The sequence below is a fragment of the Pseudofrankia coriaricola genome (assembly GCF_001854805.1).
Classification (GTDB): Bacteria; Actinomycetota; Actinomycetes; order Frankiales; family Frankiaceae; genus Pseudofrankia.
Genome location: NZ_MBLO01000036.1, coordinates 305,379 through 328,703, shown reverse-complemented (window position 1 = coordinate 328,703; position 23,325 = coordinate 305,379). Strand labels below are relative to the sequence as shown.

General features: G+C 72.1%; 21 protein-coding genes. 19 read left to right on the top strand and 2 right to left on the bottom strand.

All coding sequences use genetic code 11. The features are described 5' to 3' along the window. The 8 genes from BCD48_RS07710 to BCD48_RS07675 all read left to right on the top strand — a co-directional run bounded on the left by BCD48_RS07710 (position 1) and on the right by BCD48_RS07675 (position 7,171). On the top strand, positions 1–876 hold the full coding sequence (locus BCD48_RS07710; RefSeq protein WP_083418298.1) for an SDR family NAD(P)-dependent oxidoreductase: 876 nt from the start codon (positions 1–3) through the stop codon (positions 874–876). Next, the gene (locus BCD48_RS07705) at positions 873–1,232 is read left to right on the top strand and encodes a nuclear transport factor 2 family protein (protein WP_071047576.1); all 360 of its coding nucleotides are present in this window, start codon (positions 873–875) and stop codon (positions 1,230–1,232) included. The genes BCD48_RS07710 and BCD48_RS07705 overlap by 4 nt, the downstream gene beginning before the upstream one ends. After that, entirely contained in the window at positions 1,229–2,704 is a 1,476-nt protein-coding gene (locus tag BCD48_RS07700; RefSeq protein WP_071047575.1) for an amidohydrolase family protein, read from the top strand. Before BCD48_RS07705 ends, BCD48_RS07700 begins: the two co-directional genes overlap by 4 nt. After that, on the top strand, positions 2,701–3,879 hold the full coding sequence (locus tag BCD48_RS07695) for an aromatic ring-hydroxylating oxygenase subunit alpha (RefSeq protein WP_071047574.1): 1,179 nt from the start codon (positions 2,701–2,703) through the stop codon (positions 3,877–3,879). Before BCD48_RS07700 ends, BCD48_RS07695 begins: the two co-directional genes overlap by 4 nt. Further along, positions 3,876–4,697 (top strand): SDR family NAD(P)-dependent oxidoreductase, encoded by an 822-nt coding sequence (locus BCD48_RS07690; protein WP_071047573.1) that lies wholly within the window; start codon positions 3,876–3,878, stop codon positions 4,695–4,697. The genes BCD48_RS07695 and BCD48_RS07690 overlap by 4 nt, the downstream gene beginning before the upstream one ends. Positions 4,698–4,743: 46 nt before the next feature. Continuing rightward, positions 4,744–5,154, top strand: a complete 411-nt coding sequence (locus tag BCD48_RS07685) for a nuclear transport factor 2 family protein (protein WP_241841573.1) — start codon at positions 4,744–4,746, stop codon at positions 5,152–5,154. A 143-nt stretch (positions 5,155–5,297) separates the two neighbouring features. After that, positions 5,298–6,539: a cytochrome P450 gene (locus tag BCD48_RS07680; RefSeq protein WP_071047572.1), complete on the top strand. Its 1,242-nt coding sequence runs from the start codon at positions 5,298–5,300 to the stop codon at positions 6,537–6,539. Positions 6,540–6,730: 191 nt separating this feature from the next. Beyond that, positions 6,731–7,171, top strand: coding sequence for a cupin domain-containing protein (locus BCD48_RS07675; protein WP_083418297.1), 441 nt, complete (start codon positions 6,731–6,733; stop codon positions 7,169–7,171). Positions 7,172–7,174: 3 nt separating this feature from the next. Here the strand turns inward: BCD48_RS07675 and BCD48_RS07670 are convergent, their stop codons facing one another. Beyond that, the gene (locus tag BCD48_RS07670; RefSeq protein ID WP_071047571.1) at positions 7,175–7,618 is read right to left on the bottom strand and encodes a VOC family protein; all 444 of its coding nucleotides are present in this window, start codon (positions 7,616–7,618) and stop codon (positions 7,175–7,177) included. A gap of 176 nt (positions 7,619–7,794) precedes the next feature. Here BCD48_RS07670 and BCD48_RS07665 point away from each other — a divergent pair, with 176 nt between their 5' ends. Together BCD48_RS07665 and BCD48_RS07660 are read left to right on the top strand one after the other, a co-directional pair. Further along, entirely contained in the window at positions 7,795–8,985 is a 1,191-nt protein-coding gene (locus BCD48_RS07665) for a cytochrome P450 (RefSeq protein WP_071047570.1), read from the top strand. A 71-nt stretch (positions 8,986–9,056) separates the two neighbouring features. Beyond that, on the top strand, positions 9,057–9,716 hold the full coding sequence (locus BCD48_RS07660) for a TetR/AcrR family transcriptional regulator (RefSeq protein ID WP_397428850.1): 660 nt from the start codon (positions 9,057–9,059) through the stop codon (positions 9,714–9,716). A gap of 87 nt (positions 9,717–9,803) precedes the next feature. On the opposite strand, the gene BCD48_RS07655 is transcribed toward BCD48_RS07660, so the two are convergent. Then, positions 9,804–9,995 (bottom strand): ferredoxin, encoded by a 192-nt coding sequence (locus tag BCD48_RS07655; protein ID WP_071047568.1) that lies wholly within the window; start codon positions 9,993–9,995, stop codon positions 9,804–9,806. A gap of 547 nt (positions 9,996–10,542) precedes the next feature. On the opposite strand from BCD48_RS07655, the gene BCD48_RS07650 reads away from it, so the two are divergent. The 9 genes from BCD48_RS07650 to BCD48_RS07610 all read left to right on the top strand — a co-directional run bounded on the left by BCD48_RS07650 (position 10,543) and on the right by BCD48_RS07610 (position 23,305). Next, positions 10,543–11,619 carry a Zn-dependent alcohol dehydrogenase gene (locus BCD48_RS07650; protein WP_071047567.1) on the top strand — a complete coding sequence of 359 codons (1,077 nt, stop codon included), beginning with the start codon at positions 10,543–10,545 and terminating at the stop codon, positions 11,617–11,619. 162 nt (positions 11,620–11,781) lie between these two features. Further along, entirely contained in the window at positions 11,782–13,032 is a 1,251-nt protein-coding gene (locus BCD48_RS07645; RefSeq protein ID WP_071047633.1) for a metal-dependent hydrolase family protein, read from the top strand. Further along, positions 13,029–16,850 carry an indolepyruvate ferredoxin oxidoreductase family protein gene (locus tag BCD48_RS07640; protein ID WP_083418296.1) on the top strand — a complete coding sequence of 1,274 codons (3,822 nt, stop codon included), beginning with the start codon at positions 13,029–13,031 and terminating at the stop codon, positions 16,848–16,850. Before BCD48_RS07645 ends, BCD48_RS07640 begins: the two co-directional genes overlap by 4 nt. A gap of 108 nt (positions 16,851–16,958) precedes the next feature. Further along, entirely contained in the window at positions 16,959–17,675 is a 717-nt protein-coding gene (locus BCD48_RS07635; RefSeq protein WP_071047566.1) for an ABC transporter ATP-binding protein, read from the top strand. A gap of 551 nt (positions 17,676–18,226) precedes the next feature. Beyond that, positions 18,227–19,408 (top strand): thiolase family protein, encoded by a 1,182-nt coding sequence (locus BCD48_RS07630; protein ID WP_071047565.1) that lies wholly within the window; start codon positions 18,227–18,229, stop codon positions 19,406–19,408. Between the two features lie 53 nt (positions 19,409–19,461). Continuing rightward, the gene (locus tag BCD48_RS07625) at positions 19,462–20,586 is read left to right on the top strand and encodes a CaiB/BaiF CoA transferase family protein (RefSeq protein WP_071047564.1); all 1,125 of its coding nucleotides are present in this window, start codon (positions 19,462–19,464) and stop codon (positions 20,584–20,586) included. A gap of 51 nt (positions 20,587–20,637) precedes the next feature. Beyond that, entirely contained in the window at positions 20,638–21,753 is a 1,116-nt protein-coding gene (locus tag BCD48_RS07620; protein WP_071047563.1) for an LLM class flavin-dependent oxidoreductase, read from the top strand. Positions 21,754–21,765: 12 nt separating this feature from the next. Further along, the gene (locus tag BCD48_RS07615) at positions 21,766–22,659 is read left to right on the top strand and encodes an SDR family NAD(P)-dependent oxidoreductase (protein WP_071047562.1); all 894 of its coding nucleotides are present in this window, start codon (positions 21,766–21,768) and stop codon (positions 22,657–22,659) included. Positions 22,660–22,735: 76 nt separating this feature from the next. After that, complete coding sequence (locus BCD48_RS07610) at positions 22,736–23,305, top strand: flavin reductase family protein (protein ID WP_071047561.1); 570 nt, start codon at positions 22,736–22,738, stop codon at positions 23,303–23,305. Positions 23,306–23,325 lie beyond the last annotated feature (20 nt).

The window sequence follows — 23,325 nt, the reverse complement described above, 5'->3', positions numbered from 1 at the left end:
GTGACTGTTCTGGAGGAGTCGGGGAACGCGGCGGAGCCCGGCCGCGGGCGGGTCGCCGGCAAGGTGGCGATCGTGACGGGCGCAGGCCAGGTGCCGGGGCCGGGCGTCGGCACCGGCAAGGCGACCGCGCTGCTGCTCGCCCGGCACGGCGCCGCCGTCGTGCTCGTCGACATCACCCCCGACCGCGCCGAGGTGACCCGCAAGGAGATCGAACAGGTCGGCGGCCGTGCCGTCGTCGTCGCAGGCGACGTCACCGTCGCGGCGGACGGCGAGCGCTTCACCCAGGCGGCGCTCGACACGTTCGGCCGGCTGGACATCCTGGTGAACAACGTCGGCGTCTCCCGTCCCGGCAGTGTCCTCGACACGGCCGAGGACACCTGGGACGACCTGCTGCGGATCAATCTGAAGTCCGTCTACCAGGTGTCCCGGTTCGCCATCCCGGCGATGGCCGCCACCGGCGGCGGGTCGATCGTCAACATCTCCTCGATTGGCGCGCTGCGCGCGATCGGGTTCGCCGCCTACTCCGCGGCGAAGGGCGGGATGATCTCGCTGTCCCAGGAGATGGCCGCGGCGCACGGACCGCTGGGCATCCGGGTGAACGTCGTCGTTCCCGGCTCGGTGCAGACGCCGCGCACCCAGGGCGCCGCCGAGAAGCTCGGCCAGGACCTCGGCGAGATCCAGAAGACCGCGGCCTCCGTCCTGCCGCTCGGCGCGGTCACCCACGGCACCGGCTGGGACGTCGCGTACGCGGCGCTGTTCTTCGCCAGCGACGAGTCCAGCTGGATCTCCGGCCAGGTGCTCGCCACCGACGGCGGCGCCAGCGTCACCCTGCCCGCCGTCGCCCTCGCCGGCCTGCGCCGCGGGAGCGGGCAGTGACCCCCGAGGAGCTGTTCACCGAGTGGACGGCGGCCTGGGTCACCCGCGACCCGGCCGAGCGGCTGCGCCACTTCGAGGCCTGCTGCGCCGACGAGGTGGAGTTCGTCCCGCCGGACGAACGGCCGGTCGTGCGCGGGCGCCGCGCCCTCGCCGACCACGTCACCGAGTACACCGCCGCCTGGCCGGACGGGGTGACAGTGGCGCTCGCGGCGCCGCCCGAGAGCCATCACAGCTGGAGCCGGGCCTACGTCCGCTGGATCTTCCCGACCGCCGTCGCGGTCGGCCTCGACATCATCCGCGTCGAGAACGGAAGGATCGCCACCATGCTCGTCTTCGCCGAGGGGGCTCCGCGATGACCGGTCAGTCGACCAGCGCCCGGCGCGTCCGGGCGGACCTCGGCCACGTCATCATCGACGCCGACGCGCACCACGTCGAGATCAGCGTCGCGTTCGCCGACTTCGTGCGGGACAACGGCGGCGGGCACCTGCTCGACGACCCGGCGGTGAAGGCCCTCGGCCTCGCCGACGGGTCCGGCGAGCGCGTGCCGTCGCTCGCCGAGCGCCGCCGGCTGCACCTGTCGGCCCGCCCGGTGTGGTGGACGCCGAGCGACACCCTCGACTACGCGACCGTCGCCATGCCGTCGCTGTACCACGAGCGGCTCGGCGAGGCCGGGATCGACTTCGCCGTCGTCTACCCGTCGCGCGGCATGGTGCTGCTGTCGCTGGAGAACCCCGAGACCCGGGTCGGGCTCGCCCGGCTCTACAACGCCTACGTCGCGCAGGCCTACGCGCCCTACCGGGACCGGCTCGCCCCGGTCGCGGTCATCCCCGCGCACACCCCCGACGAGGGGATCGAGGCGCTGGAGCACGCGGTGTCGCTCGGGCTGCGGGCGGCGCTGATGCCGTCGTTCGTCTGGCGGCCGATCCCGGCGTTCGCCGACGCGCCGCCCGAGTACCGGTCGCGGCTGCAGCGGATCGACAACTTCGGGCTGGACAGCGACCACGACTACGACCCGTTCTGGGCCAAGGCGGTCGAGCTCGGCGTCCCGCTGTCGTGCCATTCGAACGGCTTCAGGTTCACCGGCCATTTCTCGCCGTCCAACTACTCCTACGCCGCCGGGCATTTCGCCGCGGTGGGGGAGGCGACCGCCAAGTCGCTGTTCCTCGGCGGGGTCACGACGAGGTTTCCCGACCTGCGGGTCGCGCTGCTCGAGGGCGGCGTGGCGGGCGGCGTGCGGGTCTACGGCGACCTGGTGTCGCGGTTCGAGAAGCGCGGCAAGGCGGGGCTGGGCCGGCTCGACCCGGCCCGGCTCGACCCGGCGGAGCTTGCCCGGCTGGCGACGAGGCACGCCCCCGAGCTCGCCCACTACCGGCCGGAGCAGCTCGTGCCCGGCGTGTCGGCGGCGGACGGCCAGGTCGACGACTTCGCCGCCAGCGGGGTCACGTCGGTCGAGGAGATCCGGGACGCGTTCGTCCGCGGCTTCTACTGGGGATGCGAGGGCGACGACCCGCTGGTGGGCCTCGCCTACGACAGGCGGGTCAACCCGCTCGGTGCCCAGCTGCGCCCGATGATGGGCTCCGACCTCGGGCACTGGGACGTCCCGTCGTTCACCCACCCGCTCCTCGAGGCCTATGAGCTGGTCGAGGACGGCATTCTCACGCCCGCGCAGTTCGAGGAGTTCACCTGCGTGAACGCGGTGCGGTTCTACGGCGGCACCTCCCCCGAGTTCTTCGCCGGCACCACCGTCGCGGCGGACGCCGAACGGATCCAGGTGGCTGACCGGGCCGCCGGCGAGCCAGGAGCGAGGGAACTGGAGCGGACCGCATGAACGCACAGATGCAGCGCGAGTTAGGCCGGCGGACCCTGGATCTGATCGACCGGCGGACGACCGACCTGGCCGAGCACACCATGGAGGAGCCGCTGGACGGCTACCGGTCGTCCGAGCAGTTCGAGCTGGAGCGCCGGATCGTCTTCAACCGCTACCCGATGTTCGTCGGCCTCACCCGCGACCTGCCCGAGCCGGGGTCGTGGATGACGTTCGACGCGACCGGCACGCCGATGCTGCTCACCCGCGACGCGTCGGGCCGGGTGCGGGCGTTTCTCAACATGTGCCAGCACCGTGGCGTGCGGGTCGTCGAGCCGGGGTGCGGGACGGGCGCCCGCCGGTTCACCTGCCCGTTCCACGCGTGGGTGTACGACCTGGAGGGCCGGCTCGTCGGCCTGCCGGGCGCCGAGGGGTTCTCCGACATGCGCCGCGAGGACCGGGGGCTGATCGAGCTGCCCGCCGAGGAACGCCACGGCATGATCTTCGCGTCGGCCAACCCCGACGCGCCGTTCTCGGTGGACGAGTACCTCGCCGGCCTCGGCGAGCAGTTCGCCTCGTTCGGCTTCGGGACCTGGCACGCGATAGCCGCGACCCATCCGCACCCGGTGGCGACGAACTGGAAGGTCGTCTGGGGCACCCACTGCGAGACCTACCACTTCGCCCACCTGCACCGCGAGACCGCTCGGCCGCTCGTCTACAGCAACACCTCGATCGCCGACTTCTACGGCGAGCACGCACTGATGACCTCGACGATGCGCACCGTCGACAGGCTGCGCGAGGTGCCGGAGGAGGACTGGCGGCCGGTCGACGACGGCCAGATCAACCTCAACTACCGGCTCTTCCCGAACCTGAGCTTCTCGGTCGTCGGCGACCGGCTGGAGATCTTCACGATCTACCCGGGCCAGGGCCTGCACGAGACGGTGGCGCTGCACTACGCCTACCGCCGCGAGCTTCCCGACTCGCCCCAGGAGGCGAAGGAGCTGGAGGAGGCGGTCCGCTGGGCGTGCCAGACGGTCGTCGACAAGGAGGACTACGAGATGGCGACGCGGGCCGGCCTCGGGCTGCGCTCGCCGTTCGTCCCGAAGACGCTGGTGTTCGGCCGCAACGAGCCAGTGATGCAGCACATGGCGCGCACGCTGCGTCAGGTCCTGGGATCGGCCGGGGAGCAGCCGGTATGACCGGGACCGAGGAACCGACCGGTGCGGCCCACGCCGTCGGCGGTTCGACCGGCCCGCTCGCCGGACGGGTAGCCCTGGTGACGGGAGCGGCGCAGGGGGCCGGGCGTGGGTATGCCCGCGCCCTGGCGTCCGCGGGCGCCTGCGTCGTCGTCGCCGACCGGTTCGCCGATGCGGGGGAGGAGACGGTCGGCCTCATCGAGAAGGACGGTGGGACCGCCCGGTTCTGCCATCTCGACGTCACGGACGAGGCCAGCGCCCAGGGCGCGGTCGCGTTCGCCATGGCGGAGTTCGGCCGGCTCGACGTGCTGGTGAACAACCCGAACCGTTACCGGGACACGACGTACACGCCGCTCGCCCAGATGACGACCGAGCACTGGGACACGACGATGGCGGTGATGGTGCGCGGGACGTTTCTCCTCTGCAAGGCCGCCGTCCCGGAGCTCGCCAGGTCGCCGTGCCCGGCGATCGTCAACCACACCTCGTCGGCCGCCTACGGCGTGCGCAACTGGCTCGACTACGGGACGGCCCGCGGCGCGGTCATCGCGATGACGAAGTCGCTGGCCAAGGAGCTGGCCTCGCTGGGAATCCGGGTCAACGCCCTGTCGGTCGGCTCGATGGCGGCCGAGGCGATCGCGCTTGGTGTGCTGGAACGCGAGGAGCAGATGACGGGTACCCCGGAGTTCCGCATGCAGCTCATCGGGCGGGTCGCCACGGAGGACGACGTGGCCGGCCCGGTGGTGTTCCTCGCCAGCGACGCCTCCCGATACATGACCGGCCAGACCATCTCCTACGACGGCGGCAAGTTCTTCCTCGGTTAGGACGGGAGGCCGCCAAGCCGGCGCCGAGGACGGAGGGGGTACTTCTGTGGGGCTGACGGCGGCGCAGGTGATGGAGACGCTCGCGGCGTCCTGGAAACCGGACGCGATGAGCGACCCCGCGACGGCCGAGCGCTGGGCGACGCTGTTCGCGGACGACATCGTGCTGGTGGAGCCGGCGTCGCTGCCGCACGGCGGCGTCCACGAAGGGCTCGACGCGTTCCGCGCCGTCCAGACGGGCATGCGCGAGCACTGGGAGCAGCGCATCGAGGGAACCGAGTACTGGCGGTGCGCGGAGGACCTTTACGCGCTGCGGATCGTCATCCGGTGGACGGCGCGGGCCACCGGCCGATCGGTCGTCCTCCCGATGATCGACCTGATCCGGATCCGCGGCGGCCAGATCGTCGAGGTCGAGGCCTTCGTCCACGACACGAAGGCCCTGCTAGGCACGCTGGGATAGCGCCGCCGCCACGCCCCGTGGCCATCCCCGGCGCCTCATGTGCTGGGCGAACGCTAAACGAGCGCTCACTTATTGCTATTCTTCTCGCGGAATGGCCGAGGACCCGTTGGTCGTCCAGGCCACTGACGTTCGTGAGGTGGGAGATGGACGTGACGGCGACGCCGCCTGGCCCGGCCGAGGCCGCGATCGACGACGAGTGGGTCGAGCACCACTTCGACCACCAGTCGGCCGCGTTGGCCCAGGACTTCCACCCGACGCTGGCGCGCGCCCGGTCGCGCTGCCCCGTCGCGCATAGCGACCAGCACGGCGGCTTCTGGGTGGCCACCGGCTACGAGCAGGTGCTCGGCGTCGCCCAGGATTGGGAGACCTTCAGCTCCGCCGACGGCATCACGATCGCGGCGACGGAAAGGCACACGATCCTTCCGGTCACGATCGACCCGCCGCTGCAGCGCGAGTTCCGCCGCGTCATCAACCCCTCCTTCCGGCCCGTCGTCGTCGCCGAATGGGAGAAGCAGACCCGCGACCTGGTGAACCGGCTGATCGACGGTTTCATCGAACGCGGCGAGTGCGACTTCATCGCCGAGTTCGCCCGGCCGCTGCCGGGGCTGGCCTTCTTCGACTTCGCCCTGCACGCGCCGAAGGAGGACCTCGCCCAGGTCAACGAATGGGCGATCACGACCGCGCAGCCCGTCCCCGAGGCACGCGAGTGCATCTTCAAGCTCGCCGGCTGGATCGCCGAACGCATCGCCGAGCGGCGCCAGACAGGACCGCGCGGCGACGTGATCGACGCGGTGCTCGCCGCCGAGATCGAGGGCCGGCCGATCACCGACGCGGAGGCGATCGGCACCATCCACCTGCTCATTCTCGGTGGTCTCGACACGACGGCCGGCGCACTCGGCATGTCGATGCTGCGTTTCTGCGAGCACCCCGAGATTCCGGAGCTGCTGCGTGCCCGGCCGGAGCTGATCCCGAACGGGGTGGAGGAGCTGCTGCGCCTCGACAGCTCGTTCATCTCGGTCGCGCGCACCGCCCGGCACGACACCGAGGTGAACGGCCAGCAGATCAAGGCGGGCGAGCAGATCCTGCTGTACTGGGCCGCGGCCAACCATGACGAGAACGAGTTCGAGGACCCGGAGACGTTCGACGCCGAGCGGCCCCGCAACCGGCACATCGCCTTCGGCGCCGGCCCGCACCGTTGCGCCGGCTCGAACCTCGCCCGGATGAACCTGCGCATCGCCGTCGAGGAGCTCGTCAACCGCCTGCACGACATTCGGCTGGCGCCCGGCGCCGAGGTCGAGTTCCACTCGACCTACAACCGTGCCCCCCTCACCGTGCCCATCACCTTCACGCCGGGTGCCCGGCTGTCGCCCGCGGAGCCCGAGTAGGCAGGGCTCCGGTCGGCTCCGTCGGGCGCCGGGCCGCCGGGCCGCCCGGCCGCCCGGCGGCGCGGTGAGCGATCAGTTGCCCGCGGCGGAGGGCGGGGCAAGACTTCCCTTGCGCCCGCTGGGCGAGAGCACTGTGACCCAGGTTCGGCCACCGTGTGGTCGCGGCTGGGGCCGTGGGAGGTGGATGCGGCGTGAGTGAAGCGTCCGAGGAGCGTGCCGGGCACCCGAACGAGGGCGTGCCGGGGGATGGCGCGCGGATGTTCTTCTACGACTCGAACACATTGCCGTACCGGAGCAACCAGGAACTCTCCGAATGGTTGCCGGAAGAGCAGCGGGAGGTCTTCCTCGACGCCGTCGGGCGCGACATGCTCTCGACGACGATCCTGCTGTCGCCGACCATGACGGTCGTCCGGTCACGGGTCGGTCCCGGTGCCCAGGTTCGGCCGCACCGGCACGGCACGCACCAGATCACCTATGTGCTGTCCGGCGAGCTCCGTTACGGAAGGCGGGTCACCCGGGCGGGCCAGGGTGTTTTCACGCCGAACCAGAAGTACACCTGGGTCGCCGGCCCGGAAGGCGCCGAATGGATCGAGATCCACGACGGCACCCCCAAGCCGTACGACCTGGACTGAGTCTTACTCGCGGAGGCGGGCGGCGTAGTCGTCGCGGCCGGCGGCGTCGATGAGTTCCAGGCGGAAGCCGTCGGCGCGGACCAGGTAGGCGAAGAGGGTGGGGCGGCCGTTCTCGTCCGGCTTCGTCATTTCGAGGCGCCAGCCTTCGCTTGTAAGGCGAATGACGTCGGCCGCCAGGTCGTCGGTCCAGTAGGCGAAATGGTGCAGCCGCGGCCCGGCGGTCTCCCAGATGGTGCCGGGTTCTCCCTTGATGAGGTCCACGTGGATGGGGCCCTGTCGGGAGATACAGGACGTCGGCCGGGGCTGCGGGACGTCGTCGACGGTGTGGAACAGGCCCTCGCCGGCGGTGGGCGCGGTCCAGGTGACGCCGAGGGCCCGCGTGAGATCCCGCATCGAGGCGCCGAGATCGTTGGTGGTGATGCCGATGTGGAAGGGCACCGCGTCCATGACCGCTCCCAACTGAGACCTGCGCCAGCCACGGCGCGCCGCCGTCCCGGGTATGGGCGGCCGCAGGCCGCCGTCGGCTGCCGTCACGGTGGGCGTTGACCGCGCCGAAACGTCGACGTTATTTTTCCTCCCATTGAATGCAAGAGTACCCTTGCATCTCTGTTTGGGAGGCCTGGATGGCGCCGTACCCGACCTCGACGTTCGACCACCTGTCACCGGCGGTCGCCGGCCCGGCGTACTGGGACGCGGTCCGGGAGCTTGCCGGGCTTGGCCCTCTGACCTGGGTCGAAAGCGGTCACGGCTACTGGGCGGCGACCTCATGCGACCTGGTGCTGCGCATCGCGCAGGACTGGGAGACGTTCACCTCTACCGAGGGTGTGTCGATCACCCGTCCGGGGTTCGACCTGATGCCGCGGCTGGTCCCTATCGAGCTGGACCCGCCACGCCAGCGCGCCTATCGCCGCCAGGTGAACCCGCACCTGACGGTGACGTCCCTCGCCCATCTGGAAGACCCGATCAGGAGCGTGGCCGACGAGCTGATCGACACCTTCGTGGACGCGGGGGAATGCGACCTCGCGGTGGACTTCGCCCGCAAGCTGCCGGGCACCATCCTGTTCCGGTTGCTGTTCCACGCGACCGACGAGGACTTCCGCGCCGTCGAACCCGCCGCGCGCGCCATCAGCTTCGAGTCCGACCCCCAGAAGACGGCCGCGGGCGCGGCGACGTTGCGGGCCTGGGCCGCCGGCGTCTTCGAGAGCCGGAAGAACGGCCAGGCGAAGCGCGACGACGTGGTCAGCGCCGTCCAATGCCTGAACGACTCGGGTGAGACGTTCGTCGACCACGAGTTCCTGTCGGGCCTGCAGCTGCTCATCCAGGGCGGGATCGGCACGTCGGCGAGCGCCATCGGCGCGACCATGCGGATCCTCGCCGAGAACCCGCGTCTGCAGGCGGCGGTCCGCGCCGACCTCTCGCTGGTGCCGGCGCTGGTGGAGGAATGCCTGCGGCTGGAGACCCCGCTCCCGCTGATGTTCCGCACGGCGACCAGAGACGTCGAGATCCTCGGCCGGCCCATCAGGAAGGGCGACAAGGTCGGCCTGTTCTTCGGCGCGGCAAACCGTGACCCCGAGGTCTTCGAACGACCGGACGAGGTCGTTCTCCACCGGCCGCGCAACCGGCATCTGACGTTCGGCGCCGGGCCGCACCGCTGCGTCGGCTCGAACCTCGCCCGGCTGCAGGTCCGGGTGGCGATCCGCCGGCTGCTGGAAAGGCTCGGCCCGTTCCGCGTCCCCGGCGGCGCCGAGATCACCTACTTCAGCCTGCAGGCCCGGGGGCCGGCATCCATCCCGCTCGTGTTCGAGCCCGCGTGACGCGCGACCATTTGTGCACGGACGGCGCGCACAGGGCCGGTGCCCGCGTCCCGGCTGCGTAGGCTGGCGCCGTGACGGCGAGCCGGGGGACCGCGAATCAGGAGACCTCGCGCCCAAAGGCCACAACCAGGGCCACCCGGCCCGCTGGATCGCGGCGGACGACCCGCGACCGGATTCTCGAAGCGGCGATGGATGTGTTCGCCGAGGCCGGGTTCACCGGCGCCACGATCAGCGAGGTGGAGCGGCGCGTCGGCCTGGCGGTGGGCACGGGCAGCCTGTACCGGCATTTCCCGTCCAAGGAGGCGCTACTGACGGCGGCCGTGGACCGCGAGGTCAGCCGCCTGCGTGCCGAGATGGCCGAGAGGCGCGCGGCGATTCCCCCGTCGGCGGACGCGGTGGAGCACCGCCTGCACGTGTGCGAACAGCTGCTCGCGGACATCCGCCGTTTCGACCGGTTGTTCCGGCTCATGCTCAATGAGGGTGACCGCGTCCCCGAACTGCGCGAGGCGATCTGGACCGCGCTGCAGCGGCCAGTGCTCGCCGAGCCGCGGGAGGAGGACGTGGTCGACGCGATCGCGGTCGCCGCGCTCGGTGGCTACCACCTGTTCTCGACGATGCAGGGGCACCCGTTCAACGGCGTCGGCCAGGAGCGGTTCCTGCGCATCCTGGTCGACCTCACCCGACCGGGCGCGCGGGAAGCGGCCGTGCCCGCCGCCGAACAGGACGAGTAGCCCGCGTCGCCCGGGACGTCCCCGGTCCTACCCGCCCGTGACATTCCCGGTCAGACCGTCCGGGGCGTCCCGGTGGGACGGCCTCCCTCAGGAGGAAACCGTGATGGCGCGCTCGGGGCAGTTGTCGGCGGCCTCGCGGGCCTTCGCCTCGAACTGCGGCGGGACGTCGGGGATCGGGACGAAGCCGTGGCCTTCCTCGTCAAGCGAGAAGACCTCCGGGCAGATGTCCCAGCAGCGGGCGTGCCCCTGGCACAGGTGAGGGTCGACCTCGGCCTTCATGGGAGCCTCTCCTTCGCTTCGTCGCGTTCTTCGCCGGTGGCATACCCCGGCCGGCCCGGTCAGGGACGCAAGGTCAGAACGTAGCGGAAACGGCCCACGGGCCGTCCGGGAAGGGGCGGCCGAGCAGGTCCATGCTGTAGACGATCCGGCCAGGGGCTCGCCGGCACGGCCGGCGGGCCTCATGCTAACAGAGCGCTCACATACTTACCCGAGCTGGGCATGGCCGCGACCGCTGCGTGCGACACCGTCGCCCTCTTGTGAAGATGGTTTCGGGTGGACGCGACCCGCACCGGGCCGCGCTGGGGGTGTGCTTCCGGTTGTGGAGTGAGCGGTTACTGAGCTAGTGTCCAGCCACCGGCCGAGCGCGCCTGGCGTGCTGCTCGCCCGCAGCCGGCGGCGCGGCACCGCGTCACCGACAGCGCACGTCACCCGGCGTCGCACGTCGACGGCGGGTGACATCAACGGCGGGGCACGTCAACGGCGGGACACACCCGGGCAGGGCACCGCGGCGCGCCGCGCCGCCAGCACGGACAGGAGATGGGCCTCGATGAGGGTCGCCGTCGCGTATGAGCCTGGCAAGCCGCTCGTCCTCGAGGACCTGCCGGTCCCCGCCGTCGGCCCGCGCGACGTGCTCGTGCGCATCACCGCCAGCGGCATCTGCCACACCGACCTCAACGTCATCGAGGGCCACTCGGCGCTGCAGCTGCCGATCGTCCCAGGCCACGAGGCCACCGGGACCGTCGAGGAGGTCGGCGCCGAGGTCCGCCGGGTCCGGCCGGGCGACCGCGTGCTGGCCTCCGTCTCGCCGGCCTGCGGCTCCTGCTGGTGGTGCCAGAACGGCATGACCAACCACTGCGAGCGCGGGCCGCTCGTCCAGGCCGCGACGCGGTTCACCCTCGCCGACGGCCGTACGGCGCGCGCGGTCTGCGGCTGCGGCTCGTTCGCCGAGGCGATGGTCGTCGACGAGGCGAGCGTCGTCGCGGTCGAGACGGACCTGCCGGACGAGCAGCTGGCCCTGCTCGGCTGCGGGGTGACCACCGGCGTCGGCGCCGCGCTGAACACCGCCCAGGTCTCCCCGGGGTCGACCGTCGCGGTGATCGGTTGTGGAGGCGTCGGGCAGTCCGTCATCCAGGGTGCCCGGATCGCCGGCGCGGCCGTGATCATCGCGATCGACCCGGCGTCGTCGCGCCGCGACGCCGCGCTGCGCGCCGGCGCGACCCACACTGTCGACCCGACCGCCGACGACCCGGTCGAACAGGTCAGGGCGCTCACCGGTGGGCGCGGCGCGGACTACAGCTTTGAGGTCGTTGGTTTCCCCAAGCTGATGGAGCAGGCGTTCGCGCTGGCCCGGATGGAGGGGACGGTGACGCTCGTCGGCATGCCGGCGGTGGGCGCCACGATCACCCTGCCCGCGATCGGGGCGGTGTTCTCCGGCAAGAAGCTGGTCGGCTCGCCCGTCGGCGGCTCGCAGATCCTCCGCGACTTCCCGCGCTTCATCCGGCTCGCCGAGAGCGGCCGGCTCGATCTCGGGCAGATGGTCTCCCAGCGGATCAAGCTGGCGGAGATCAACGAGGGCATCCGGCTGACGGCTGGCGCCGAGGGCACGCGCACCGTCATCGTCTGAAGGGGCCAAGGGAGGTGTGAAAATGATCTTTCTTCGTGCCTCCAGCGGCCCATCCTCGAAGTACTGGCGGGGCGAGCCGTGGCCAGGGAGCGGGCCGACGAAGAGCTCGCGGCGGCCCGGCTGGCCCGCCGGCCCGGTAAGCGGCCTGACAAGGAGGAGCGCATGACCGCGCGGACACTGATCAGGAACGCTCGAGTGCTCGCCTGCACCGGCGATGCGAGCGAGCGGCCGTTCGACGGCGACATCCTCGTCGAGGGCAACCGCGTCGAGCTGGTGACGCCCGGCCGCCTCGACCTGGACGCGGTGTCGGCCAGGGTCGTCGACGTGCGCGGGGCCACCGTCCTGCCCGGCCTCGGCGACGCGCACACCCACATCAGCTGGCCGCTGGACTTCGTCTTCGACCATGCCGGCGTCGCCGCCTCACCACCGGCCCAGCACGCCCTGGACGTCGCCGCCGTCGTGCGCACCTTCCTGGAGAGCGGCTACACGCTCATCGTCAGCGCGAGCGTCCTGCAGCCGCAGGACGACGTGGTCGCGCGGGACGCGATCGAGCGCGGCCTGATCCCCGGCCCGCGGATCGTGCCGGGCAACCTGCTGGTGACCTCGCCGGGGGCGATCAGCGACGGCACCCCGATGTCGGTGGTCGCGGCCGACGCCCGCGAGCTGCGCGCGATCGTCGCCCGGCAGTGCGACGCCGGCGCGCGGGCGATCAAGCTGTTCATCTCCGGCGACGGCATCGTGCCCGAGTTCCCGTCCGACGACGTGTACATGAACGACGAGATGCTCGAGGCCGCCGTCGACGAGGCGGCGAAGTACGGCGCCTTCATCACGGTGCACGCCCGTGGGTCCGCGAGCGTCGCCATGGCCGCGCGCACCGGCGTGCGGCTCATCCACCACGCCTGCTTCCTCGACGACGAGGCGCTGCGCGCCCTGGAGGCCCGCCGCGACGACGTCTGGGTCTGCCCGGGGCTGCACTACCTGTACGCGGTGGTCAACGGCCACGCCGAGCCGTGGGGACTCTCACCGGAGAAGGTCGAGCTGTCCGGCTACCGGGACGAGCTGAAGTCCCAGGTCGAGGGGTTACAACGGCTGCGGGAGTCCGGGATCCGGATCGTCGCCGGTGGCGACTTCGGCCACCAGTGGACGAGGCACGGCACGTACGCGGCGGAGCTCGAGCGCTACGTCGACCTGGTCGGCATGACGCCCGCCGAGGCCGTGCACACCGCCACCCGGGACATGGGCCCGCTCGTCGGCCTGGAGACCGGCCAGATCCGTGAGGGCTACCTGGCCGACCTGGTCGTCGTCGACGGCGACCCGACCGAGGACATCTCCGTCCTGCGCGACCCGGCCCGCCGCCGGCTGGTCTTCAAGGATGGCGAGGTCGCCTACGTGAACCCGTCGGTCTACCTGTGAGCGGGGCCGTCACCGAGCACGCCGGCGGCGCCGGCGCGGCCGGGCCAGACCAGGCGGCACCGGCGCCGGTCGCCGCCGAGCCGGCGCTGCTCTCCGGCGTCGAGGCGCTCGCACGGCTGCTGGTCGTGCGCGCCGAGCTGGACGCGCGCGACGGCCTCACGACGGCGACCATGGTCTCCGGTTACCCCGGCTCGCCGCTGGGCACCTTCGACCTCACCATCGAGCGTGCCGCCGCCCTGCTCACCGAGCATCGGGTGCTGCACCGCCCCGGCCTGAACGAGGAGCTCGCGGCCGCCACCGTCTGGGGCAGCCAGATGGGCGCCGGCCGGTCGCTGCTGGCCCCGGGCAGCGCCGAAGCGGGCCCGGGCGAAACGGCGGCGCCCAGCGCCCCCGCCGGCGCCGCCGCGCGTGCTTCCGCGGATGACGGCTCCGCCCCGCGAGGGGCCGCGCTCCCGGAAGGCGGCGCGCTTGACGGCGTGGTGGGGGCCTGGTACGGCAAGACCCCGGGCCTGGACCGCTGCGGCGACGTCCTCAAGCACGCCGGCGCGATGGGCACCGGACCGAACGGCGGCGTCGTGATGTTCTGCGGCGACGACCCGTCGGCCAAGTCGTCGACCCTCGCCTGCGACAGCCAGTACACCTTCGAGGACGCCTGCGTCCCGGTGCTCGTCCCCGGCGACCAGCAGGACATCCTCGACCTCGGCGTCCACGCCTTCCGGATGTCGCGCTACAGCGGTGCCTGGGCCGGCCTGAAGATCGTCACCTCCGTCGCCGACGGCATCGGCACCGTCGACGCGGGCGTGGACCGGCACACCCCGAGCGACCCGACCGACCACGCGGTCGACGGCCGGCCGTGGCGGCACATCCCGTCGACCGCGGTCGGCCCGCACGCCGCCCCGGGCCAGGAGGAGCAGGTCATCGACCTGCGGCTGCGGGCCGCCGAGGCCTACGCCCGGCACAACCGGCTCGACCGCGTCGTCGGCGCCCCGGCTGGCGCGCGCCTCGGCGTCGTCTGCGCGGGCAAGACCTACTTCGACGTCGTCCAGGCGTTCGCGGACCTCGGCGTCGGGATGGACCGGCTCGCCGACGTCGGAGTCCGGGTGCTCCGGCTCGCCGTCACCTACCCGCTGGGGCGCGAGACCGTCCTCGAGTTCGCCCGCTCCGTCGACGAGATCGTCGTCATCGAGGAGAAGCGGCCGTTCGTCGAGACGCAGCTGCGCGCGATCCTGCACGAGGCCGGGCTCACGACCCGCGTCGCGGGAAAGCGCGACCGCGACGGCCGCCCGCTCGTGACCACCCCTGGCGAGCTGGACGCGTCGAAGGTCGCCGCGGTCCTGCGGAGGGTCCTGCCTGACCTGGTGGCCGCCAGGGCGGCGGCGACGGCGAACGGCGCCTCGAACGGTTCCCCGGCCCGGCGGCTGCTCCCGGTCGTCACGGCCTCGGCGCCGGCGCCGGTCATCACCCTGCCGCTCGTCGACCTGCCCGCGCGCCCGCCGGGTTTCTGCAGTGGCTGCCCGCACAACCGCTCGACGGTCTTCCCGGAGGGCGCGCTGGTCGGCGGCGGGGTTGGCTGCCACGGGATCATGTACTTCGAGGCCCGCCACCTGGGCATGAAGAGCCTCCCGCCGACACCGATGGGTGCCGAGGGCGTGCCGTGGCTGGGGCTGTCGCCGTTCGTCGACGAGCCGCACCTCATCCAGAACCTCGGCGACGGGACGCTGTCGCACTCGGGCATCCTCGCGATCCGCGCGAGCGTCGCGGCCGGCGTCAACGTCACTTTCAAGATCCTCTACAACACCGCGGTCGCGATGACCGGCGGCCAGGACGTCGTCGGGCTCATGGACGTCCCGGCGATGACCCGGGCACTTGAGGCCGAGGGCGTCACCCGGGTCGTCGTCTGCGCCGAGGACCCGAAGCACTACGGCCGCCGCGCCCGGTTCGCCCCCGGCGTCCGGGTGCTCGGGCGCGACCACCTGGAGGAGGTCCAGGAGGAGCTGCGCTCCGTCCCCGGGGTTACGACGATCATCTACGACCAGCGCTGCGCGGCCGAGTCGCGCCGGCTGCGCAAGCGCGGCCTGCTGCCCGAGCCGCCGCGGCGCGTCGTCATCAACGAGGCGGTGTGCGAGGGCTGTGGCGACTGCTCGGTCAAGAGCAACTGCCTGTCCGTGCTGCCGCACCACACCGAGTTCGGCGAGAAGCGCCGCATCGACGACCTGTCGTGCAACCGCGACTACACCTGCCTCGAGGGCGACTGCCCGTCGTTCGTCACGATCACGCCCCGTAAGCCAGGCCCGCTCGCGCGGCTCGGCGCCGGTCGGCGGGCGGGACAGCCGGCCGGCAAGAACGCGGCTTCGCACGTCCGTCCCCACCTGCCAGCCGGCGACCTCCCAGCGCCGGACGTCCAGCCCATCACGGAGAGTTTCGGCGTCTACTTCACCGGCGTCGGCGGCACCGGCGTCGTGACCGCCAACCGGGTGATCGCGGCGGCGGCGCAGGCCGCGGGGCTCGCGGTCGCCGGCCTCGACCAGACCGGCCTGTCGCAGAAGGCCGGCGCCGTCGTCTCCCACCTGAGGCTCTCGCCGAAGCGGGCCGGGGGTGCCGAGGCGGCGGGCGCGTCCACCGTGGGCGAGGGCGGGGCCGACCTGTACCTGTCCGGTGACATCCTGCAGGCCGCCGCGGCCAAGCACCTCGCGACGGTCCGCCCCGGCCGGACGGTCGCCGTCGTCGACGTGACCGTCACGCCCACCGCGGCGATGCTGCAGCGCGACGTCGCCGCGCCGGACGAGGCGGTCATGCGCGCGGCGGTCTCCGAGCGTGTCGGCGACGACCGAGCCCTGTTCCTGGACAGCAAGCGGATCGCCGAGCAGGTGTTCGCCAACCAGCTGCTGGGCAACATCGTGCTGCTCGGCGCCGCCTACCAGCTCGGCGGGCTGCCGCTGCCACTGGCCGACCTCGAGAAGGCCATGGGCCGCAACGGCAAGGCGGTGGCCGACAACCGGGCGGCCTTCGCCTGGGGCCGGTGGGCCGCGCATGACCCGGCCGCCGTCGAGGCCGCGCTCGCGGCCACCGCCGGCGCCGATACCGGCGCCGCCGCGACCGCGGTCGCGAAGCCGAGCATCTTCGACCCGTCGCCCGGCGCGTTCGCGACCGCCGGCCGGCTCGTCGCGGAGAGCGACCTGCCGGCCGGTCTGCCCGACGACCTGCGTGCCCTGCTCGTCCGCCGCGCCGCCCAGGCCATCGACTACCAGGACGCGGGACGGGCGGCCCGCTTCCTCGGCCTGGTGGCGACCGCCGCCGGGCAGGACGGCGCCGGCCACGGATGGGCGCTCACCCGCGCGGTGGCCGAGAGCTGGTTCAAGCTGCTCACCTACAAGGACGAGTACGAGGTCGCCCGCCTCCACCTGCTCGCCGACCACGCCCAGACCGCCGCCGACCTCGGCATCGAGGGCCCGTACAAGGTGACCTACCACCTGCACCCGCCGTCGCTGCGGCGCATGGGGCTCAAGCACAAGCTGCCCGCCGCGCGGCCGTGGGCGGTCATGTTCCACGGGCTGCGCACGATGCGCCGGCTGCGCGGCACCCCGTTCGACGTCTTCGGCCTCGACCGGGACCGCCGCCTCGAGCGGGCCGTCATCAGGGAGTACGAGGCGCTGGTCACCGGGAGCCTGGCCGCGGGGCGGCCCTACGCGGATCTGGTCAGCCTCGCGGAGTCCGCACAGATGATCAAGGGCTATGAGTCGATCAAGGCGGCGGCTGTCGAGCGCTGGCGCGCCCAGGTCGCCCCTGGCGCGTCGGCCACCGCTGGCGGGGACGCATGAACAAGCTGCTCCGGTTCGCGCGCGGCGACGCGGCGCGCGCGGGCTGACCGGCGCCCCGCGGGCCGGGCACGGACCACCCAGAAGACGACCGAGAAGGCGGAGGCGTTGATGGCGCAGGAGACGGGGACGGCGGCGTTAGAGGTGCGTGGGCTGACCGCGGGCTACGGGGCGCTCGCGGTGATCCACGACGTCACGTTCACGGTCGGCAAGGGTGAGATCGTCGGCCTGCTCGGCCGCAACGGCGCCGGGAAGACGACCACACTGATGGCGATCGCCGGCTTCCTCGGGAAGTACACCGGCGAGGTGCTCGTGGGGGGCGTCCCGCTGACCGGCCCGTCCTACCGGCGCAGCCGCGGCAAGATCGGGATCATGGTCGAGGGTCGCAGCGTGTTCGGCACGCTGACGGTCCGCCAGAACCTGCAGATGGCCGGCGTCGATGTGGACGAGTCGGTCGAGCTCTTCCCCGAGCTGCGCCCGAAGCTGCCGCTGCGGGCCGGGGTGCTCTCCGGCGGCGAGCAGCAGATGCTGGCGCTCGCGCGTACCGTCGGGCGCCGCCCGTCCGTCCTGCTCATCGACGAGCTGTCGTTCGGCCTTGCGCCGGCCGTCAGCGAGCGCATCCTCGAACGGCTGCGCCTGGTGGCGACGGCGCTGTCCGCGGGCGTCGTGCTCGTCGAACAGCACATCCACTTCGCCGCGAGCTTCGTCGACCGGGCATTGATCATGAACGAGGGCCTGGTGCGCGCGGAGATCCCGGCGTCCGAGCTGGTCGCCCGTGAGTCCGAGATCGAGCGCCTGTACCTCGGCGGCGTCGACGAGGCCGCCTGACCGCCGCCGCGCCGCCCCGATCACAGAACGCGTCTGTGCGTGTGCGGCTGAGCGGGCCGCTGAGGCGCTGAGGCCGGCGGAGTGGAGGGACGGCCTCCCCCCACCGCACCTGCCCTTCTCGTCTGCCTAAACGGAATCTCGAACCGTGTTGGATGGGCCTGTCTATAGGCTTGCCCATCCAACACACCTCAATGGCCGCGTCGCGAAGTGTGTCGGCTCAGCCTGTCTATAGGCGGGCTCATCCAACACGGTTCGATCAGCGCGTGGTTCACGGCGCCCACCACTTCCGGCCAGTGGGCAAGTAAACGAGTGCTCGTTTATTAAGGCTGCCGCGGCGTCCGGTCAAGCTGCCCGTTCGGCGGGTGGATTACGCCCCGCCGCTGCGGACGGATCGCTCCGATGGGTCGCGTCTGGGCCGCGTCTGTCTGGTTGCGCGGCCTCGTCTGGCTGCTTATGGTAAGTGAGCATATACTTTGTCATCTATGATCTTTCGGGCCGCCGGACCGGCCGGCGGGTCCAGATGGCCTGTCCAGGACCAGGAGGAGCGCCCAGTGGATGAGGCGGTCATTGTCTCGACGGCTCGGACGGCGATCGGGACGGCGTTCAAGGGCACGCTCACCGAGATGAGCGCGTTCGAGCTCGGCACCCGGGCGGTGGCCGAGGCGCTCGGGCGGTCGGGGATCGACCCGGCGCTCGTCGACGACGTCGTGCTCGGCGAGTCGCTGTACGGCGGGGGAGACCTCGCCCGGTACGCGGCGGTCAACGCCGGCATCCCCAACGTGCCGGGCGTCGCCCACAACCGGCACTGCGCGTCCGGGCTCGCCGCCGTGCAGAGCGCGGCGGCGTCGATCCGGTCGGGGATGGACCGAGTGGTCATCGCCGGTGGCGTGCAGTCGGCCTCGACGAAGCCGCGCGCGCGTTGGCGGATCCCGGGCACCGACGACTGGGACGAGGACTGGCTCGCGTACAGCCACCCCGAGACGCCGGACGCGCCGTGCCGGGACATGTCGATCACGGTGGGCTGGAACGCCGCGGTCCAGGCGAACCTCACCCGGGAGGAGATGGACGCGTGGGCGCTGCGGTCGCATCAGCGCGCGATCGCCGCTATCGACGCCGGCAGCTTCACTGAGGAGATCTTCCCGATCGACGTGCCGCGGCGCGACGGCACCACCGTGAGGTTCGCCGTGGATGAGCACCCGCGGCGGAACACCTCGCTGGAGCGGCTCGCCGCCCTGAAGCCGATCCATCCGGAGATCGACGGCTTCAGTATCACGGCCGGCAACGCGTCCGGTGTCAACGACGGTGCCGCGGCGATGGTGCTCACCGACAGCGGGTTCGCCGAGCGGCACGGGCTCGAGCCGCTGGCTGTCATCCGCGCCTGGGCATCGGTGGGCGTACCGCCGGCCGACACGGGCCTCGCGCCGACGCTCGCGATCCCGAAGGCGCTGGAGCGGGCCGGGCTCACGATCGGCGACGTCGCGCTCTGGGAGATCAACGAGGCGTTCGCCTCGGTCGCCGTCGCCACCACCCGCATCCTCGGGCTCGACGAGACCCTGGTGAACGTCGCCGGCAGCGGCTGCAGCCTCGGCCACCCGGTCGCCATGAGCGGCTCGCGAATGATCATCACGATGGTGCACGAGCTGCGCCGTCGAGGGGGCGGCACCGGCGTGGCCGCCATGTGCGCGGGCGGCGGCATGGCCACCGCCGTCGTGTTCGACGTCGCGGCCCCGTGACGAACGCTTCCGCCCTGGTGGAGTGAACGCACGCTTATCAGGGATACTGAGGTATGACTGGCGCGCTCAGGGGTTACCGGGTCGTCGAGCTGGCCGGCATCGGGCCCGGGCCGTTCGCCGCCATGATGCTGTCCGACATGGGCGCGGAGGTGCTCCGCGTCGACCGGGCCGACGCCGTCGGCCTCGATGCGCCGCTGTGGGACGTGAACGCCCGCGGTCGCCGCTCGGTGGGTATCGACCTGAAACACCCCGACGGGCGGGAAGCCGTGCTCCGGCTGGTCGAGCGGGCCGACGTGCTCATCGAGGGGTTCCGTCCCGGGGTGACCGAGCGGCTCGGGCTCGGGCCGGACGACTGCCTGGCCCGCCAGCCGCGGCTCGTCTACGGGCGCATGACGGGATGGGGACAGGACGGCCCCTACGCGCAGGCGCCCGGCCGCGACATCAACTATGTCGCGCTCTCCGGCACCCTGGGCATGATCGGCCCCGCGGGTGCGCCGCCGGTGCCGCCGCTCAACGTCGTGGGCGACTTCGGCGGGGGTGGCCTGCTGCTCGCCTTCGGCATCGTGTGCGCGCTGCTCGAGGCCGGCGGCTCCGGCCGGGGCCAGGTGGTCGACGCCGCGATGGTCGACGGCGCGGCCCTTCTGGCCGGGATGATCCATGGGCTGCGGGCGGCCGGCGACTGGGGCGGGCGGGGGACCAACCTGCTCGACGGCGGCGCCTGGTTCTACGACGCCTATGAGACGGCCGACGGCAAGTACGTCTCGGTCGGGGCGATCGACCCCCGGGCCCGCCGGCAGCTCGCCGAGCTGACCGGGGTCGATCCCGGCCCGGACGACGACCGCTCGTCGTGGCCGGACACGAAGGCCCGGCTGGCGGCGGCGATCCGGGCCAGGACCCGGGACGAGTGGTGCGCCGCACTCGAAGGCACCGACGTCTGCTTCGCCCCGGTCCTCGATCCGGACGAGGCGCCGGCCCATCCGCACAACCGCCACCGCGGGACCTTCACCGAGGTCGGCGGAGTGGTGCAGCCGGCTCCGGCGCCACGTTTCAGCCGAACCCCGCCGGCGGTCGCCGGCCCGCCCCCCGCCCCTGGGCAGCACACCGACGAGGCCTTGGCCGACTGGGGGTTCTCGGCGCAGGAGGTGTCCCACCTGCGGACGGCTGTCGCCGTCCGGTAACTCGCTGCGAGGGCTAGCGCCTGATCGGCCGACCGTATAAAGTGAGCGCTCATGCACATAGGACTTGGCCTCCAGTTCGCGGCTCTTGATCGCGACGTGGCTGACGCGGACGTGTACCGGACGGAGCTGGGCCTCGCGTCCCGCGCCGAAGAGGTCGGTTTCGACTCGGTCTGGCTGTCCGAGCACCATTTCTCCGACTACCAGCTCACCTCGCAGCAGTCGATGGTGCTGGCGTGGTTGGCCGGTCAGACCAGCCGGGTGAAGCTCGGCACGATGGTCACCGTCCTGCCGTGGAACGACCCGGTGCGGGTGGCGGAGAAGTTCTCGGTGCTCGACCACCTTTCCGGCGGACGGGCCATCCTCGGCCTCGGGCGCGGCCTCGGGCAGAAGGAGTTCGTCGGCTTCCGGGTGCCGATGGGCGAGTCCCGCCGCCGCTTCAAGGAGTACAGCGCCGCGCTCCTCACCGCCTTGGAGACCGGCGTGATGGAGTGCGACGGCGAGCTCTACCAGCAGCCGCGGGTCGAGATCCGGCCCCGGCCCCTGGCGAGCTTCAAGGGCCGCACGTTCGCCTCCGCGGTGTCGCCGGAGTCGATGGAGATCATGGCCGGCATGGGTGTCGGGCTGATGGTCATCGCCCAGAAGCCCTGGCCCACGGCCATCGAGGAGCTCAAGAAGTACCGCGAGCGCTACTTCGAGCTGAACGGCACCGAGGCGCCGAAGCCGGTCCTCGTGATCGTGGCTGGCGTGAGCGACAAGCAGGCGCAGGTCGACAGGATCCGCGACGTGTACCTCCAGCGCTGGGCCCGGTCGACGGTCGAGCACTACGAGTTCGACAACGTCGGCTTCGCCCAGATCGAGGGCTACGAGTACTACGCCGGCCTGGCCGCCAACATCCAGAGGCACGGGCTCGAGAAGTTCAACGGCTTCCTCGCCGACCTCCAGGTCTGGGGCAAACCGGCGGAGGTCACGGAGAAGCTGCTCGAGTACGCGACCATGACCGACGCGGGCGGCATTGTCGTGCCCATGTGCTTCGGCGGCATGCCGGCCGAGGAGGCTCAGGACAGCTTCGAGCTGTTCGCCTCCGAGGTGCTCCCCGAGCTGCGACGCCACGACGTCGGCGGTGACATCGGCGTGACCTACGACGCCGCGCCGACGGCCGTCTCCTGAGAGCGCGCCGCTATGGGCCTGTGTGATGGACGGGTGTGCCTCGTCACCGGTGCCGGCCAGGGGATCGGCCGGGCCTACGTCGAGGCACTCGCCGCCGAAGGTGCGCTGGTGGTGGTCAACGACGTCGCCGCCGACGCGGTCGCCGACGTCGTCGCCGCGGTGCGGGCGGGCGGCGGGGGAGCCGTCGGACACGTCGGTGACGTGTCGACCGCGGCCGGCGCCGACGGTCTGATCGCCACCGCCACCGACACCTGGGGCGGCCTCGACGCCGTCGTGAACAACGCCGGCATCGCCCGCGACAAGATGCTGGTGAACATGGCCGAGGCCGACTGGGACGACGTGCTGCGCGTGCACCTCAAGGGCACGTTCCTGGTCACCCAGCGGGCCGCCCGCCACTGGCGGGAGCGGTCGAAGGCGGGCGACGCCGTCGACGCCCGCGTCATCAACACGGTCTCGTCGGTGGGCCTGTACGGCCACGTCGGCCAGGCCAACTACGCCGCGGCCAAGGGCGCGATCGCCTCGTTCACCCTCGTCGCCGCCATGGAGCTCGGCCGCTACGGGGCGACCGTCAACGCCGTCTGCCCGACGGCGCTGACGCCGATGACCGAGGCCGTGGGCCTGGGCGACAGCGAGGCCGCCCGCGAAGGCCGGCTCGATCCACGGTGGGTGGCCGCGGCGCTGGTGTGGCTCGCCTCGCCGCTGGCGGCCGACGTCACCGGCCGGGTGATCGTCGCCTCGGGTGTGCGCATCGCGATCGCCGAAGGCTGGCACCGCGGGCCCACGGGGACGCCGGTCGACGACCCCGCCGCCGTGGACGCCGTCATCCGGCCGCTGCTGGCCGCCGCCGCCCCCAACGCCGACGTCCAAGGAGACATCCCACGATGGTCGACGAGCGCACTCTCCTGAAGCACGCCGCCGTCCGTGCCCGATCTGGTGACCCGGCCGAGCGGTTCGCCGGAGGCGGCACCGGACTGGAAGAGCGATGACCGCCCCCGGACTCGTCGCCTACGGTGCCGAGGCCGACAACGTCGATCCGACCACCTTCCGCAAGGTGCTGGGCCACTTCTGCACCGGAATAACGATCGTCACCGGCCTGGATGGCTCCGGGTCTCCGTTCGGACTCGCCTGCCAGTCCTTCACCTCGCTCTCCCTCGACCCGCCGCTGGTGCTCATCTGCCCGGGCCGGAGCTCGACGAGCTGGCCGCGCATCGAGCAGACCGGACGGTTCACCGTCAACGTCCTGGCCGAGGACCAGCAGGATGTGTCGACGGCCTTCGGCTCCAAGACCGCCGCCAAGTTCGACGCCGTCCCCTGGCATGCCACCGACCGCGGCGCGGTCGTCCTGGACAACGTGCTCGCCTGGGTCCACTGCGACATCGATGCCACGTACGACGGTGGCGACCACCAGATCGTCGTCGGCGCGGTCCGCCAGATGCACATCCTGCGAGACCACGGACCGCTGCTGTACTTCCGCGGCGGCTACGGCCTGCCGGCCCGTCCCGACCAGAACGGCACCTCCACCGTCTCGGCGGTGGAGGACCGGTCAACGTGATCGGCCCGAGGCCACACCAT

Bases quoted from the DNA above. Each gene is read 5' to 3' on its own strand.
- BCD48_RS07670 (WP_071047571.1), bottom strand. From the start codon at position 7,618: ATGGACGCGGTGCCCTTCCACATCGGCATCACCACCAACGATCTCGGC.
- BCD48_RS07680 (WP_071047572.1), top strand. From the start codon at position 5,298: ATGGACGTGACGGCGACGCCGCCTGGCCCGGCCGAGGCCGCGATCGAC.
- BCD48_RS07690 (WP_071047573.1), top strand. From the start codon at position 3,876: ATGACCGGGACCGAGGAACCGACCGGTGCGGCCCACGCCGTCGGCGGT.
- BCD48_RS07700 (WP_071047575.1), top strand. From the start codon at position 1,229: ATGACCGGTCAGTCGACCAGCGCCCGGCGCGTCCGGGCGGACCTCGGC.
- BCD48_RS07650 (WP_071047567.1), top strand. From the start codon at position 10,543: ATGAGGGTCGCCGTCGCGTATGAGCCTGGCAAGCCGCTCGTCCTCGAG.
- BCD48_RS07635 (WP_071047566.1), top strand. From the start codon at position 16,959: ATGGCGCAGGAGACGGGGACGGCGGCGTTAGAGGTGCGTGGGCTGACC.
- BCD48_RS07620 (WP_071047563.1), top strand. From the start codon at position 20,638: ATGCACATAGGACTTGGCCTCCAGTTCGCGGCTCTTGATCGCGACGTG.
- BCD48_RS07655 (WP_071047568.1), bottom strand. From the start codon at position 9,995: ATGAAGGCCGAGGTCGACCCTCACCTGTGCCAGGGGCACGCCCGCTGC.
- BCD48_RS07695 (WP_071047574.1), top strand. From the start codon at position 2,701: ATGAACGCACAGATGCAGCGCGAGTTAGGCCGGCGGACCCTGGATCTG.
- BCD48_RS07625 (WP_071047564.1), top strand. From the start codon at position 19,462: ATGACTGGCGCGCTCAGGGGTTACCGGGTCGTCGAGCTGGCCGGCATC.
- BCD48_RS07610 (WP_071047561.1), top strand. From the start codon at position 22,736: ATGACCGCCCCCGGACTCGTCGCCTACGGTGCCGAGGCCGACAACGTC.
- BCD48_RS07615 (WP_071047562.1), top strand. From the start codon at position 21,766: ATGGGCCTGTGTGATGGACGGGTGTGCCTCGTCACCGGTGCCGGCCAG.
- BCD48_RS07645 (WP_071047633.1), top strand. From the start codon at position 11,782: ATGACCGCGCGGACACTGATCAGGAACGCTCGAGTGCTCGCCTGCACC.
- BCD48_RS07665 (WP_071047570.1), top strand. From the start codon at position 7,795: ATGGCGCCGTACCCGACCTCGACGTTCGACCACCTGTCACCGGCGGTC.